This window comes from Vibrio sp. 10N.286.52.F8 (assembly GCF_041468745.1).
Classification (GTDB): Bacteria; Pseudomonadota; Gammaproteobacteria; order Enterobacterales; family Vibrionaceae; genus Vibrio; species Vibrio crassostreae_C.
Genome location: NZ_JBFRJF010000019.1, coordinates 21,703 through 37,352, shown reverse-complemented (window position 1 = coordinate 37,352; position 15,650 = coordinate 21,703). Strand labels below are relative to the sequence as shown.

Sequence of the window (15,650 nt, the reverse complement as noted above, 5' to 3'; positions counted from 1 at the left end):
TAGGAAAGAGCTCAACTATTGCAATAAATAGGATATCGAGAACCTTGCCCGCCCTAAAGGCAAGGCCGTCATACCACTCCCCCGGTATGCTCGATATCACTTAAGACCCGAAGGTAAAAAATTCTACCACCACATGTCAGCTTGAATACCTACAACAAAGTCGCCCTCTTTACCCGTACCATCTTGCATTTCACCATCAAGGTAAGATGCCATGAAGCGAATTTCTGGAGATGGACCGAAGCCAGAGTGCACAACTAGAGTCGGTGCTACTGTTAGCTTGTAATCATAAGAATTCTTTGACTCACCATTACGGTCTTCGTAGTTGTACATGTAACCAGCTTCGGTAGCGATAAAGAAGTTTTCTGAAATTGGGAACGTTGGTCGCACCATTGCTGATACCCAGCCGTCTGTGTCACCATTGTCAAAATCGTTGTACTGAGTTTGAAGAGAGTGGAAAATATTCACACCATTTTCAAAAAAGTACCCACCCCATGCTAAAGCACGTAGCGATACATCGTTTTCATCAACAGCCTTCAAACAAGACGTACCACAGCCCGTGCCTGTCGTTAACCAACTTTGATAGTCGCTACCAGGCTTGTACGTGTTGTAAGTCGTAAGAGTACCGCCTAAAAGGTTACCTGAACCTAAGCCTTTACCAGCCTGCGCGATGTATTTTGTAAAACCTTTATCTGACAACCCAAAGACAGACTCAGTGTGAACAATTGCCGTCATTTCATAGCCATTCTCAGCGAATGCTTCTGGGCCATTACCAAAACCTAAATCGACCATATTGTCTGGCATATACTTAGCCATAGCGTGAAGCTCAACACTGCCAAAGTTCACGCCAGCATGAAGTGCATGCATGATGTTGTTGCTGTCACCCCAGAAACTTGTATCGCCAGAGTCATCGCTTGCAATATAAGCAAAGTCCCACTTATTACCACCTAGCTCAACACCTTCAATACCAACACCAGTACCTGACATATCCGTGTAGAAAAAGTCGGTCATAAAGATGTAATTATCTTTACCATAAAAGCGCTTACCACCCCATACAACACCGGTTTCAGATACACCTTCAAACTCGACAAAAGTTTCTGCCATACCAATTTCGCTGTTGGTTGCATCGGCATTGGCACCAAGTTGGTTAGTTGCATATTCCGCATTATTGGCTGCAGCTCGTGTTTTGATTCGAATTTTCTGACCACCGTCATTCTCAAAATTTTTCTGCAGTGCTACTTCAAAGTGGCTATCCGACTCAACACCCAATCGACCTAAACGCTCTTTAGATGCTGGGAACTTTGCACGTTTAAAATCGTCATTTTCACTGAATAGAACACCAGCACGGAAATAGCCGTGAAATTCAAATCCATCCGATTTTTCGGCATATGCAGTAGGTACAGTAGACAAGCCAGCAGTAGCGACTAAACAAGCAAGGGTAAGCTTAGAAAGTTTCATAATAACTCCATGTTCCAAATTATACTTTCAAAAAGAAAGCGCTTTCTTTGTTTTTCTTAAAAAAAACCAATCGAACAGATTTAAAGAAGATCAAATCTAAGCCCACATTCACTATGCACTCTTAACCTTATTGGCTTTAACCGCTCAGTTGGTATGGAAAGAGTATAAATGGATCTTGTGAATATAAACCGTGATCAACCCCACCAAAGAAAGCGCTTTCTTATGCATGAGTCACAAAAATAGAGATGTTAAGTATTTTGTTTGAACAATCATGGAACCAAGTAAAATATCACTGTTCACATATTAAGGACGAATTACTCCGTTCAATCACTCAGAACCTGTTTCGGAATACATCGTCGATTATCTTCCTCGAATGCTCGTCGAAATAAAAAAGGGAACATACATCGTATGTTCCCTTTATATTCAGAATTTTATTCAAACCCTTTTGTTAAAAAGCTTACTTTTCAAATCGAATATTGTCTAATTTAAAACTCATTTCTCCTTGAGGCTCAAACACTAAAAGGTTAGTGATCGTTGTTGGATCAGCTTGATTCCCACCAGCAAAACGGTTGTCTCTCTTTAAAATGTCAGCGATTGGAATACGTACCGTCTTCCATTCATTGATTGCTGATAGCGGCACGGTATAGTCACTTGTTTTCGGCCAGCCACTGTCCATCTTAACCAATAGTTCAACCCCGTCGGCCATGCTCTCAACTTTCAAATCAAAGACCAGTTCACCCGTCTCTTGCCAATGTGTCACATCTGTTACAGGAGAACGAAAATAGATATTTCCTGATCCTTGATTCTTATTCACTTGTAGCACTGTTCCACGATCTGGTTCGGTCACTTCTTGATAGTCAACAATATCCAATGGGTCATAACTTGCATAAGCCAAGCTTGCGTTAAGAGTTTCGGTAAAAATCTCCAACGTTGGTCCATCAGCATAACTATCATCGGTTGCTAAGATCTCTGGAGCTTCGTGCCCTATCACTTGTATTGCATGTTCAGAACGACTTGCACACCCTTTTCCTTTCCAACGATCAACCTTACAACGGTAAACCTTTACTGAATCAACTAGCATTGTTTTCGGAAACAAACCTTCGTCGATGCCTTTATCATTTGCGTTTGCTGACCACGCCCCACCGACGGCCAAGTTCAATAACAAATGAAACTTTTCATCAAACGGAGCTGCTCCACTCGCATTAATGAGTTTCCCTTCTTCCGCTTCATATTGGCTGTACCAGCCCTCTTGAGTTTGAGTCGCGTAATGAATATTGTCTACATACCAACGAATTTCACCTTCTTCCCACTCAATCGCGTACGTATGGAAGCCCTCAGTAGGGTTCACACCATTTGGCAATGTCGCGGCTTGCCCTTTATAAACATTGTCTGGCCAATTTCGTCCGTAATGTAACGTCCCGTAGACCCGGCTCTCTAGAGCATCATTTTTCGCTCCCGCCGCATCTGAAAGTGTGTTTAGGTTAACCGCTTCCATAATATCGATTTCGCCAGAAGCAGCCCATGTACCATATTTATTGTCGGTTGGCAGCATCCAAATCGCGGGCCATGAACCTTGTCCACCGGGTAACTTTGCTCTGATTTCATAACGGCCATATTTGGTGTCACGCTTGTCTCTTGTACTTAGCCTCGCAGAAGTATAAGGGAGTGTTTTAGTTGCTCCGCCAATCGTACCTTCGGCATTGTCAGGCCCAGTATGACTTTGCTTCAGCGCGACAATGTGTAAAAAGCCATCTTTAACAAATGCGTTATTAGGATCATCCGTGTAGCACTGTTGTTCATTGTTCCCTCCTCCCCAACAGTTCACTTCTAATGACCAATTACGTTTATTTATTTGCTCGCCTTCAAACTGGTCTTCCCACACCAATTGCCAGTCTGAACTTAAAGTAACTGGAGCATGGGATAGCACAATCGCTTTTTCAGTTTGAGCTAAGTCAGCACTTTCGGATACCGGCAGCTCTATCGCCGTGCAGCCAGACATCAAAGCGGCAGAAATAAAAGACGTTAATATCTTTACCTGATTGGTTAGATCTTGCATTACAACTCCTTGTATCACGACTTTCTAAGCAGGCGACACGTAATATCGGAGCCCATAACAGAAAGTCGATAAATGAATAAGTCCGCGAGCATGGACCCAATATGCCATGCACGACTGTTTCAAAATGAGTATATAAAAGTGCATAGTTCAAAAAAGAGACAACGCTCACCTTAAGAAAGCGCTTTCTTGTTGGGTTTCACATTTTGCTAAAATTCGTTGTGGTTTGTGTAGATTCTCAAGAATTTTTTGACCTGATTATCTGCATAACACCCTAGAATCCCTTTATTCTAAGGCTTCTGTTTTTTCTAGCTTACAACGAAGTTCAGAAAAACAGATTCACTTTTATTACAACACAAAGAAAGCGCTTGCTTGATATTTGAACGAGTATATGGAAATATTCGTGACGTTACTTTGTATGCTTAACCTTCAAATTTAGCGTTAAGCAGTTCTGAGTTTTTAAATATTAATCATTGGATTACTAGGCTCTTATTGATCACGAAGGTAATATAGCTTAGTTCACTCCTTGTAGAGATAAGGCCACTACCATTGATCACCATTAAAGAAGTATCTGAACTTGCTCAAGTTTCTCAATCAACCGTCTCACGAGCATTAAATGGTCACCCTACGGTAAAGGAAGCCAATCGCGAAAAAGTATTCAAAGCTATTGATCAACTAGGCTACAAGCCTAATGCGTTTGCACAAGCTCTAGCCTCCAGTCGTTCAAATAGCATTGGCATGCTAGTTGGTTCGCTTGATGGGCCTTTCTATGGACCATTAATGCATACAGCCGAAGATACCGTTCGCCAAAATAATATTCACTTAATCGTTACAAGTGGCCAGGAATCACGAACCAAAGAGCTCGATTCTATCCAGTTTTTGCAATCTAAACTTGTGGATGGCCTCATTGTTCACTCAGACAAGCTCAGTGATGACGAACTGATCAAAATAGCGAAAGACAGTGAAACAATGATTGTTCTCAACCGTTTTATTCCTGAGATTTCTGATCGCTGTATTTACATTGATAATGAGCTTGGTGGCTACCTTGCAACGAAGCACTTACTTGAGAACGGCCATAAAAAAGTCGCTTGTATCACAGGCCAGTTGAGTAAAGTTGATAGTAGAGATCGCTTTCAAGGGTATCGAAATGCCTTGTTAGAGTTCGGTATCGAATACGACGCAGGGCTGTTTGTAGAGGGACGCTTTGATCATCAAGGCAACCACGAAGCTGCGCGACGCTTGTTAGACCGAGACCCTGAGATCACCGCGATTTTCTGTCAAAATGACAACATCGCGCTTGCTGTATATGACGTAGCAGCAGAGCGAAACCTCATTATTGGGCGAGACCTTTCAGTCGTAGGCTTCGATAACGATACTCATAGCCAGCATATTCGTCCTCGCTTATCGACGGTCGACTTTCCAGTTCATGAGATGGGAGAAGAAGCTGCAAAAGGTGTTTTATCGTTAATTAATAAACGCGACTACCCATTGAAGCACAAACTAACCCCGACATTGATTGTAAGAGAGTCCGTGGCTAAGCTTTGATTTTTGTATATCAAGCACCCCATTTTTTACACTTAAAAGAAAGGCTCTAAGTATTCACTTAGAGCCTTTTTATTTCACTTTAAATTAGAATTAGAGTAACTGGTGCTTTGACAACACGACAACGACTTTCTCAATAAGACCACTACGAGAAAAGAGCTGTGAAGCCATTTCATGGTTTAGCGTTAACGATGCAAATGCCTCACTTGTTCCGTCTTTAAACTGAACTTCAATACCCTGTGTTGGCTCATCATTGAGTTGGTAAATAAACGGTACCTGACAGTAAGTAAAAGCCAGTTGCCCAGCCTGAACAATAAAGCTCTGCATTTGTCCTTCAATATTTTGGCAGTCAAAAGTCGCCGCTTTTTGTAAGAACTCTTTAGGACTAAGAAGTGAAGGGTTAATTACAATTGTGCCATCAACGACCTCTAGACCTAGCTCTCCAAAACGAGTAATCACTTCTTCCTTAACTTGCCCTGTCATCCCTGGCTGCTGTGCTCCAGAGTGCTTTGGCGTATGAGAATACGGATCCGTCGGAAACGCACCGTAGTTTTCCGGCGTTTTGTTGAAACCAATACCAGCTCTCACTTTGTAATAGTAATCCGCTAATTTAAGAGTTTCCTGGCTATTAGAGTCCATACTCCAAGCATGCTGATAGTTTTCTTGCACAGCTAGCAGCAACTTAGAAACCATATGCCAATAGATACAACCTAAACCTTCATAACCAAACATGGTTCCCGAACGCCCAGTAAAGGCTTTATGGTTGAATACACGCTCATACAAACTAGATACATGACAAAATTCATCATCACTAATTGACGGGTAATCGGCTTTAATTTCATCAATCGCAGCCTGAAGGAAACCTTTGTTTTCAAAGCTTGAATTGAAGTGGTAAGAACCTTTGCTGTCTTGGTTTACTAATCGGTTATCTTTGGCAACAACCATCATGCTTAACAATTTGCTCTGGTCAATGTCTTTAGCGTCTAAACAGTTTTTGTCCATAAAAGAAGCCAGCTCACGGTCAGGGTAAAGCATGAAGCTATTTTGATCAGCACGATACATGTCACTGGCAAACAATTTATCCAACAACTCAACCGCTTGTTTAGATGATAATAGACCCGAGCTCAATACTGCAACTTGCCCTTCTAGCATAGGGTAAAGCTCTTCAACCATTAAGCTCTCACCAGAACAACTCAAGATGTTATACGCATTGTACAAACCGTCTTCACGCAAGTTGTTTGCAATCGTAGAATCTAGGACTTTTAAGCTCGCGCCCATCAATTGAACAATCGCTTCTTTCTCAACTTTCGTTTTCCCTGAGAATCCATTTACTCGGTACACGCGCTCACGATAATTAGCAGCGGATTTAGCCAGCTTAGTCAGCATTGCTTTACGCGTTTGACGAGTGACCGTATCTTGACGAATCTCTGTATTTGCCTCTGAAACGATCTGTGTAACAGAAGACATCCACTCAAACACTTCTTTGGAAATACTGTATGACGATGGTGACTTCTCTAACAGGCGCTGCATAAAGGCAACATAGCGACGCATGTAGTACAAGGTTACCATTGAGAGGCCGTTGCCAACGATAGCGTTGTTTGCATCATTCCATTCTGGACGTTGTGTATTGAGCCAAATACCACCATCAAGCACTAAGTTACTCAATTTCGCCAATAAAGGGACGAGTATCTTCTCCATTAAGTTGACCATATAAACTTCTTGGTCACCCGTCATCAACAAGCGACCGTCACTGCCTAAGCTCTTTACACGTTGCTCTGTCAATTCCTGCAAGTCTTGGTTGAACTCTACGGTATCTTTAGGGTTATCAAAGAGGCCTTGAACTCCACAAAGCTCGTAAGGCACGTTGGCATAACTAAAAATGTCACTCTCTAGTAATTCGATAAGATCGCTTTGCTCAAATTTGTCTGCTAACTCAAGGAATTTTAATAGATAAATGATTTGATGATCGCCCCAGTAACCAATGTTACTCCAAGGATCATCCGCCTCTAACAGCTCCCAATCTACACCATCTTTAGTAATTCGATACGGATTGTAACCATCCACCGTTGAAGCATTAACAAACTTAGAGATGAATGATTTGATGAACCCTGGATAACTAAGAGCCATCGCTTCCCAGTTTTGGAAAATATCACGCCAGTTGCCTTGATAAGAAAGTAAGCGTTCGCCATTTTCATCTTTAAGCTTAATCTCATAGTGGTTCCAAGGGCGACTAGGGTCACCATGACGACGTCCAAAAGTAAGCGGTAGATACTCGTAGCTCAATCGAACTAATTGAGAATCCCCTGTCGCTTTAGCGCGCGAAACTAATTCAGAATGGCTGAAAACATCCCCTAACTGATCAAAAAAGTCTTGATGGCGGCCAGCTACCTGAGAGTTGGCCTTTTCCATAGTTTTAACTACGTCAACCTTTTCTAACATATAGCCGTTTTCAAACACGCCACCACGCATGTTATTGAACAACACATTGGCATAATGGTGAACGCTGGTATTTTCTTCAGCTGTTATTTGCCACGCATCCGCGCCAGACATTAATGTGATCAATTCATCTTGATTATCTGCAACGCTCTTTTCTAAAGCTAGTGCTAGGTTAGCAGGAACAGAGAGCTCAGATTGAAGCTGACAGATATCGGAATGAGTCTTGTCTATATCAGCGACAATCGACCAAACTTTGGTTTGATGTGCTCGCAGCGTCAGAGACTTATGAACTAAATAGCTCCCTCTAACCCCTTTCGTTAAAGGTTCACTTTTAACCGCTCGACCTTTTCTGAACGCATTAACTTGAGCACTCGTCAATAAAATTTGGCTGCTTTCCGTTTCTAAGCTGAAGACTGTCGTCGCTAGCAAAGATTCAGCAGGGTCGGCTCTATCGCTCAATTTCGCGTACATGCTGAACAGAGCTAATGAACTACCATCAACTTGTTCATTCCACTTGTACGCATCAACTAATGCACTTCTTGTTTGAAGAGCTGATAACGGAGCGCCTGAAGGAAGTATATTTTGTAAGCCATCTAGTGCTTCGACTTTACGCTCAAAGCTCGCGAGGTTGGTCAGTTTTGAACGACGAATAAAGCCGTATTTTTCACTCGTATTCCAGCTGTATTGGAACTGTAGTTGCAAAGTATGGTTTATCTCTTCAAATACAATCTTGTCTCCAATCGTATTTTTATAAAGATTGCGTTCAACATCAAAAATACCATCATGGAATGTATTAAACGGTTCCCAAAGTACAACCTTGTCGCCATGTTCAATACGGAAGATGGATTTTGAGCCGGTGTTTTCCGCATTTTCATGAATATGGTCAACAGACTTGTAAGGAAAAAGCGCATTTTCCGGACGAATGCGTCCAGCTGAAAGGCTGCCTGTTGATGAAATAAATAACCAGTGATCGCTCGACGATACAACGCTAATAAAGAATGGCGTCATTTGGTCAACATTAGAGATTTGGTAGTAACGCTCACCATCTAAATCAACGAACTTGCCATCGACCTCTGGTGTTGAGTTGTAGTCTTGTTTCATATCAAAATTCCAAAAAATTCTTACACTTAAACTTTGAAAGCGCTTTCTTTTGCGTTTCAAAAAGGATTTAAAGTTTACAAATGATGACAACGAGCAAAATGCTCTTCTGCAATTTGAGTCGGTTCTGGTATTGATTGCGTGCAAAGTTTATCGGCTTTCATACAACGGCTTGCGAACGGGCAACCTACGCTACTTGGCTTCCAAGAAGGGATATCGCCTTTTTTCACGTTCATGTCACGCTTGCCCGATTTACCGACTTCTGGCACTGCTGACAACAACAACTGAGAATACGGATGTTGTGGGTTCTGAGTGACGTTGTCGCTATTGCCCCATTCGACCATATGTCCTACATACATCACCGCCGTTTTCTCAGCAAAATAACGCGCTGTCGCAATGTCATGAGTGATGTACATGAACGAAATACCATGCTTATCCTTCAAGTCAGCCATTAGGTTTAAGATTCCTAACCGCACAGACACATCAAGCATAGAGATAGGTTCATCAGCTAGGATAACTTCAGGGCTAACAGCAATTGCGCGTGCAATTGCGACACGCTGTCGTTGTCCACCACTTAGTTCATGGGGGTACTTCTCTGCGGTCTCTTTAACTGGTGTAAGCCCAACCATTTCAAGCAATTCATAAACGAGGTTCGGAATCGCTTCTTTTTCTGCTCGTTTATGGATAAGTAATGGTCGCGCAATATGGTGGTAAATCGTATGTACAGGATTCAACGAGCCAAACGGGTCTTGAAAAATCATTTGCACTTGGCGTGCATATTCAAGCTCACCATATTTTTCAATATAATCAGACAGAGGCTCACCTTTGAATTCGATATCTCCAGCCGTCTTATCGTAAATTCGGGTAAGAATTCGAGCTCCTGTGCTTTTCCCTGAGCCAGATTCGCCAACAATCGCTAATGCTTCTCCTTTACGAAGATCAAATGAAACATCATTTACGGCTCGCATCATATTGCTTTTGACTGACTGGCCAAGTGGGAAATCTTTTACCAAATTCTTAACTGATAAGATAACTTCGCTTTTATCAACGTTCTTTAAAGTATTCATAATCTTTCGCTCAAACTAGGTGACAAGATACGTGATGCCCAGTCGCAATAGCGCCCAAACGAGGCTCACTTTTAATGCACATTGAAATGCATTCGCCACATCGCTCTTGGAAGTTACATCCTTGAGGTGTATCCAAAAGGTTGACAGGATTCCCAGGGATCCCGTAGAGACGTTCTTTTGGCCCATGAATAGTCGGGAATGAAGAGATAAGCCCTTTTGTATAAGGATGCTTAGGTTCACTAAATACCGTTTTCGCATCACCTAATTCAATAAGGTTACCCGCATACATCACGCCAATTCGATCAGCAATTTCGCCCATGAGGCTTAAGTCGTGACTAATAAACAGAATAGAGAAGCCAAACTTACTCTTAAGCTCATACAGTTCATTCAAGATTTCACGTTCAACCACTACATCAAGTGCCGTTGTTGGCTCGTCCATGATGATTAGTTTAGGTTCCAGCGCCAAAGCAATCGCAATAACAACTCGCTGACGCATACCTCCACTCAGTTGATGGGGAAAGCTCGACATTCTGTCGCCATGAATCCCAACCGTTCCTAACAGCTCGACCGCACGATCGTGAGCCTGTTTATAAGGTATTTTTCTGTGCGCTAGAATAACGTCCGTTAGCTGCTCACCGATGGTAATGACAGGGTTAAGTGAGTTCATTGCGCTTTGAAAAACAATAGAAACGTCATTCCAACGGAAGTCACGTAACTGCTTGTTATTCATCTTTAAAACATCCTGCCCTTTGTAGAGTATTTCACCCTCAGAGATAAGCGCTGGTGCTTTGTGTAGGCGTGATATAGCAAAAGCCAATGTACTTTTACCGCAACCAGACTCACCGGCAATACCGAGCGTTTCACCGGGCGCAATGGAAATACTAACGTCATTAACGGCTCTTGCTACGCCATTAGGAGAAACGTAATCAACACACAGGTTATTAATTTCTAATAGATTGCTCATTATAGGCCTCGGCGTTTATCTGCTTCTTTTTTAAGTTTGTGCCACAGTTTGATGTGTGGGCCCGTACGTAATTTAGGGTTGCTCACTTGGTCAATTGACATGTTAATCAATGCGAGTCCACCACCAGTAATCGCTAACGCCAATGCAGGAACCAGCATTTCCCACCACGCTCCGGTATATAACGATGAAGAGGTCTGTGCCCAATACAGCATAGAGCCCCAACTCACTTCTGTTGCATCACCTAAACCTAAAATACCTAGACCAGCTTCAGAGCCCATTGCGTAGATAACCGTGCCTAGGAACCCGCCAAAAACAATCGAAACTAAGTTTGGTAAGATCTCTACTAAAATAATGCGGATTTTTGATTCACCCATAACTTCTGCAGAAATGATGAATTCTTTGCTTCTAATTGCCATGGTCTGTGCACGAATCACCCTAGCTCCCCAAGGCCAGGAGGTTATTCCTAACAACACGGTAATAACCAGCGAACCGACCTGCCCTAAGAATGCGGCGAGAACAATCAGCAAGGGCAACTGTGGAAACACAAGAAATACGTTAGTAACGAAGTTCAAGCGTTCATCGACTTTTCCACCAAAGTAACCAGATGAAACCCCGACGAGCACTGCTATTGTCATCGCGATTACGCCCGCAGAGATCGCAACAGTAAGCGACTTTCTTGCTCCAAATAGAACCTGGCTATATACATCACGCCCGCTACGAGTAGTGCCCATAATATGCTCAGAACTTGGTGCAATATGTGGACGTGCTACGCGCTTTTCTGGATTATGAGTCGATAATACAGGCGCAAATAACGCCCCAGCTAAGACAATCGTAAGTAAAAAAGTACCTACAATGGCTGGAGGGTTACCGTAGAAAAATGCGTAAGCTTTACCGAGAGTTTTCTTTACGTTTTTCCACGACCATTTTGGCTCACGTACTGGCATATTCGGCTGGTTAGCGGTTTTTTGAGTATCCATTAAATTATCCATCATGCGCCTCAGTTCGAGATTCTAGGGTCAAGCCAGACATATAGAAGGTCGGCAATAAAGTTAGCGGTCAGTACCGCTGTCACCAAGATAAGAAGAATGGCTTGGATAAGTGGGTAATCACGAGCAACTATGCCTTTAAGAAGGATGTTCCCCAAGCCTTGGTAGTTAAAAACCACTTCGGTCATGATTGAGCCTGCGAATGAGAATCCGATTGCCATTGCAATAGCGGTCGCAACAGGAAGGATGGCATTTCGACCAGCATAGCGAGACATAACACGATAACTACTCAAGCCTTTGGCCTCAGCCATCGTTACGTAATCTTCACCCAACACATTGATCATCGCATTACGCATATTGAAGACCCATGTTGCGATCCCAACCAGGACCATAGAGCCCATAGGCAACACAGCGTGTTTAGCCACACTAGAAATAAACTCCCATGTAAAACCTGGCTCTAGCGATGGGTCATAAGTGTATGCCAAAGGTAATAGTTCGAGTTTTAAACCGAAGAAATAGAACAACAGTAACGCGGTCACGATGTACGGGAAGTTACTAATAAATGCCAAAACTGGCGGAACAATTTGTCCAAATAGCCCTTCACGTCGATACGATGCATACGTACCAATACTGACACCAATGATAAGAGCAACAATCAGCGAACCAAGCGCTAGGAACATAGTCCACGGCAGTGCCATAGCAAGGACATCTGAAACACTTACAGGAAACATAAGCACTGAAGGTCCCAGATCAAGAGTGAATACGCTTTTCATATACGCGAAGTATTGTTCGAAAACATTGCCATCAACAAAACCGTACATTTCACGAACAGCATCCATTTGAGCAGGATCCATTCGACCTTGAGCTGCAGCGAAAAGAGCATCAACAGGATCTCCTGGCATTAGGCGAGGCAACATGAAATTAAACGAGATAGCGATTAAGAAAGCGGTAAAATAGAAGCCAAATCGGCGAATTAAAAACGACATAAAAATCTTTTAACCTAGGGGCTACAACCTAAGCTGTAGCCCTCTCAAAAATAACTTACTTAAGGTGTAGATTGTTGAGAATTATTACTCTCTTACCACCGTCGTACCATACTGGCTGTACGTATGGGTCTTTTTCACTTGGCCAACCAACAATATGTTTAGTACTGTATTGGAACCAAGTTGGGTTAGAAAATAGAGGGATAAAGGGAAGGTTTTCAGCCGTAAATTCCTGAAGTTCACTCAACACTTTCTCTTGCTGCTCTGCATCACCAATTTTGCCGAAGCTGTCGATCAATGCGTCGATTTCTGGTGAATTAACACCGTGACCAGCATGCCAAGTTTTTCCGATTCGAGACGTTGAGAAGTACTCTTGGTACGCCAAGATTGGATTTGTCGCGACCATTGACCAGTTAATTGACATGGTATATTTGCTTTCTTTCAAATTGCTGTCATATACCGCCCAATCCACAGTCTTAACGTTTGCTTTCACACCCACTTCTTCAAAGTATTCAGATACCATCTGAACCACTTGGATCCAGTCGGTCCAACCGTTTACAACCTCGATATCAAACTCAACCGTTTCCCCGTTTGCTTTGTCGCGGAATCCATCACCGTTTTTGTCAACTAAGCCCGCTTCATCAAGTAAAGCGTTTGCTCTTTCAACATCGTACTTAGTTAGATAACCATATTTCTTAGATACATTTTTATCAATGTGCGTTTCGTATAGCTCACCGATGCCACCAGCATTGAAGTTTGCGGTCGGATAACCGTAAGCAGCAATATCAACGATGGTTTCACGATCAAGAGCCATAGAAAGTGCTTGTCGTACTCTTAGGTCATCAAATGGCGCTTCTTTGGTATTTACGTAAAGGTGGATCGCATCATTCGCTGGATACCAAAAATGGTTATTTTCTTTATCCATATCGACAAATGTTGACTCAACGTCAGCAATAAAATTTGAACCCCAATCAATCTCACCTTTGATTAAGGCAGGTTGGATCTGAGAGTTGTCATTGTAAGAACGGAAGTTGATGCAATCTAAATAAGGTCTATTTTCTAAATAGTAATTTGGGTTTCGGCACAGCTCCATCTGTTGCGGTTTAATGTATTTAACCGTCGTCATTGGGCCACTACCTACCGGATTAAGGTTGGTAAACGTTGTCAGCTCTTCAACTTTCGACCAAATATGCTTTGGTACAATATGGTAACGCTCTAAGTTCCAAGCAAATGTAGAATCCGCTTCCGTCAGCTCAAACACGACGGTTCGCGCGTCAATAGATTTGATTTCTTTTAAATTACCTGAAGACCAAATACCTTTCTGGTCAAAAGCTGGTGCCTCTTTAGTCAACATAAAGCTAAAAACAACGTCGTCTGCAGTTAACTTTGAACCATCAGACCACTTCAAATTCTCTCGTAACTTAAGCGTCAATGTTTTCAGGTCAGTTGAATACTCAACCGACTCAGCCAGGCGATAATCAACATCACCTGTCATGTTGTTGAATACGACCAATGGCTCAAACATTACCCCATGCAGCAAGTCTTTAGTTGTATAAGGGTTAAAGTTTTCAACAAAGCCAGTATTGATAATTGGCACCGTTAGTGTGCCACCCTGCTTAACTTCATCTGCTTGTACAGAGGCTCCGAATAAAGCTCCAATGGCGAGCGAAGCAATCAATGTCTTTTTGTGCATCACGTTGTCCTTTTAATGATAATAACCAGAAAGAAAGCGCTTTCTTTTAACTTTAAAAAAAGGGGGTGTTTTCGTATTCACTATCGGCAACTCGCATCAAGAAACCGCTTTCTTTAGGTGGATAATAAGCCGATAGAATGATTCTTCAACTTACATTTCGGTGAAACGAACCATAGATCACAAATTTAGAATAGATTGAGAATAGAAATACACAACAGTGCCATTCGTCACATTAATTGTTCACTAACACGAAAAACAATTTAAAAACAATAAGTTAAAATTCACTAATGGTACCCCCATGGTCTTTCCTAATCGTCGAACCTCTAACCCATCAATGAACTTATGTGCTTTCTTTAAAATAGCCTTTCCGTCGCGATTCTCAACATACATAGACTGTATCTATGTATGATTCTCTCAAAAACAAAAGAAAGCGCTTTCTTGGACGCTAAACCTATGTCAGCATACCAGTCATAAAATGTAAGTTCCCCCTTAGGACAACTATGTTTAACTTTTGGAATGGCAATAAATCAGGTAAAAGACAGCACTATGAGTTGGAGCTAATTCATAGCTTGTTGAATTGGGATCCGAACGAACCTATTGTCGTTCACAGCGATAATACAGACTTTCCAAGAGCTGAGGATGAAGGAAATATATTCCGCAAGAATTATGATGTACTCGTCACGGTGGCGGGAAACCGTAAATTTGCTGATAAGCCTGCAATCAAACTCAACTCTCCAATTTGTAAAGGCTTATTAGGACACCGTATCCTGATAATTAGGGAACAAGATCAACCCACATTCCATAATATCAACAGCAATAAACTGAAATCACTTATCGCTGGAATTCCTGCGACATGGGCTGATGCTGAGCTGTTTAGAGCAAATGGATATCGAGTACTAGAGCAAGGAACGTTACCAGAGATTCTGAAACTTCTCTCAGATAAAAAATGTGATTATGTGTCACTCGGAGCCAATGAAGTTGAAAGCATATACCAAGAACATACCTATTCCCTGGATGGGTTAGTCATAGAAAAAAGTATTATGCTTTATTACCCTCTTCCTCTGGTCTTCTATGTCCACCCAGACAAGGCTCAACTGGCTCAATTACTTGAGGACAAACTGCAAGACTACAAACTCAGTGGTGATTTCGAGCTATTGTTTAACCAACATTTCGGGGACGTAGTGAGATCCATTGGATTAGAACATCGCAAAGCTATTAACCTCGTAAATAAGGAGCTACCGCCAGAGCTAAGATCATTTAAGTCTCAAGTCATCTCGTGATTATAAATAGAGGAGACTTAAAACCATGCACCTAGCTTTACAACATTAGGTGCATCCGCTTCATGCTCCTAATGTCGATATCATCAAACCATA

Annotated in this window: 10 protein-coding genes; 2 read left to right on the top strand and 8 right to left on the bottom strand. The window is 42.2% G+C overall.

The window, feature by feature from the left end:
- Positions 1-123: 123 nt before the first annotated feature.
- Positions 124-1,455, bottom strand: a complete 1,332-nt coding sequence (locus AB4133_RS10980) for a carbohydrate porin (protein ID WP_048659629.1) — start codon at positions 1,453-1,455, stop codon at positions 124-126.
- A gap of 457 nt (positions 1,456-1,912) precedes the next feature.
- A complete protein-coding gene (locus tag AB4133_RS10975; protein ID WP_057621915.1) occupies positions 1,913-3,511 on the bottom strand; it encodes a glycoside hydrolase family 16 protein in 1,599 nt (532 codons plus the stop codon).
- A 546-nt stretch (positions 3,512-4,057) separates the two neighbouring features.
- On the opposite strand from AB4133_RS10975, the gene AB4133_RS10970 reads away from it, so the two are divergent.
- On the top strand, positions 4,058-5,053 hold the full coding sequence (locus AB4133_RS10970; RefSeq protein ID WP_102319824.1) for a LacI family DNA-binding transcriptional regulator: 996 nt from the start codon (positions 4,058-4,060) through the stop codon (positions 5,051-5,053).
- 90 nt (positions 5,054-5,143) lie between these two features.
- Here AB4133_RS10970 and AB4133_RS10965 read toward each other — a convergent pair whose 3' ends face one another.
- The 6 genes from AB4133_RS10965 to AB4133_RS10940 all read right to left on the bottom strand — a co-directional run bounded on the left by AB4133_RS10965 (position 5,144) and on the right by AB4133_RS10940 (position 14,277).
- On the bottom strand, positions 5,144-8,587 hold the full coding sequence (locus AB4133_RS10965; RefSeq protein WP_102319663.1) for a hypothetical protein: 3,444 nt from the start codon (positions 8,585-8,587) through the stop codon (positions 5,144-5,146).
- Positions 8,588-8,661: 74 nt separating this feature from the next.
- Entirely contained in the window at positions 8,662-9,651 is a 990-nt protein-coding gene (locus tag AB4133_RS10960) for an ABC transporter ATP-binding protein (RefSeq protein ID WP_017071889.1), read from the bottom strand.
- A gap of 10 nt (positions 9,652-9,661) precedes the next feature.
- Complete coding sequence (locus tag AB4133_RS10955) at positions 9,662-10,615, bottom strand: ABC transporter ATP-binding protein (protein ID WP_048659634.1); 954 nt, start codon at positions 10,613-10,615, stop codon at positions 9,662-9,664.
- Positions 10,615-11,592 (bottom strand): ABC transporter permease, encoded by a 978-nt coding sequence (locus AB4133_RS10950; RefSeq protein ID WP_371957688.1) that lies wholly within the window; start codon positions 11,590-11,592, stop codon positions 10,615-10,617. The genes AB4133_RS10955 and AB4133_RS10950 overlap by 1 nt, the downstream gene beginning before the upstream one ends.
- Before the next feature lie 20 nt (positions 11,593-11,612).
- Positions 11,613-12,587, bottom strand: a complete 975-nt coding sequence (locus tag AB4133_RS10945) for an ABC transporter permease (RefSeq protein WP_017071753.1) — start codon at positions 12,585-12,587, stop codon at positions 11,613-11,615.
- Between the two features lie 55 nt (positions 12,588-12,642).
- On the bottom strand, positions 12,643-14,277 hold the full coding sequence (locus tag AB4133_RS10940; RefSeq protein WP_017071752.1) for an ABC transporter substrate-binding protein: 1,635 nt from the start codon (positions 14,275-14,277) through the stop codon (positions 12,643-12,645).
- Between the two features lie 500 nt (positions 14,278-14,777).
- Between AB4133_RS10940 and AB4133_RS10935 the strand changes: the two genes are divergently transcribed.
- Positions 14,778-15,557: a hypothetical protein gene (locus AB4133_RS10935; protein ID WP_017071751.1), complete on the top strand. Its 780-nt coding sequence runs from the start codon at positions 14,778-14,780 to the stop codon at positions 15,555-15,557.
- The last annotated feature ends 93 nt before the right edge of the window (positions 15,558-15,650 follow it).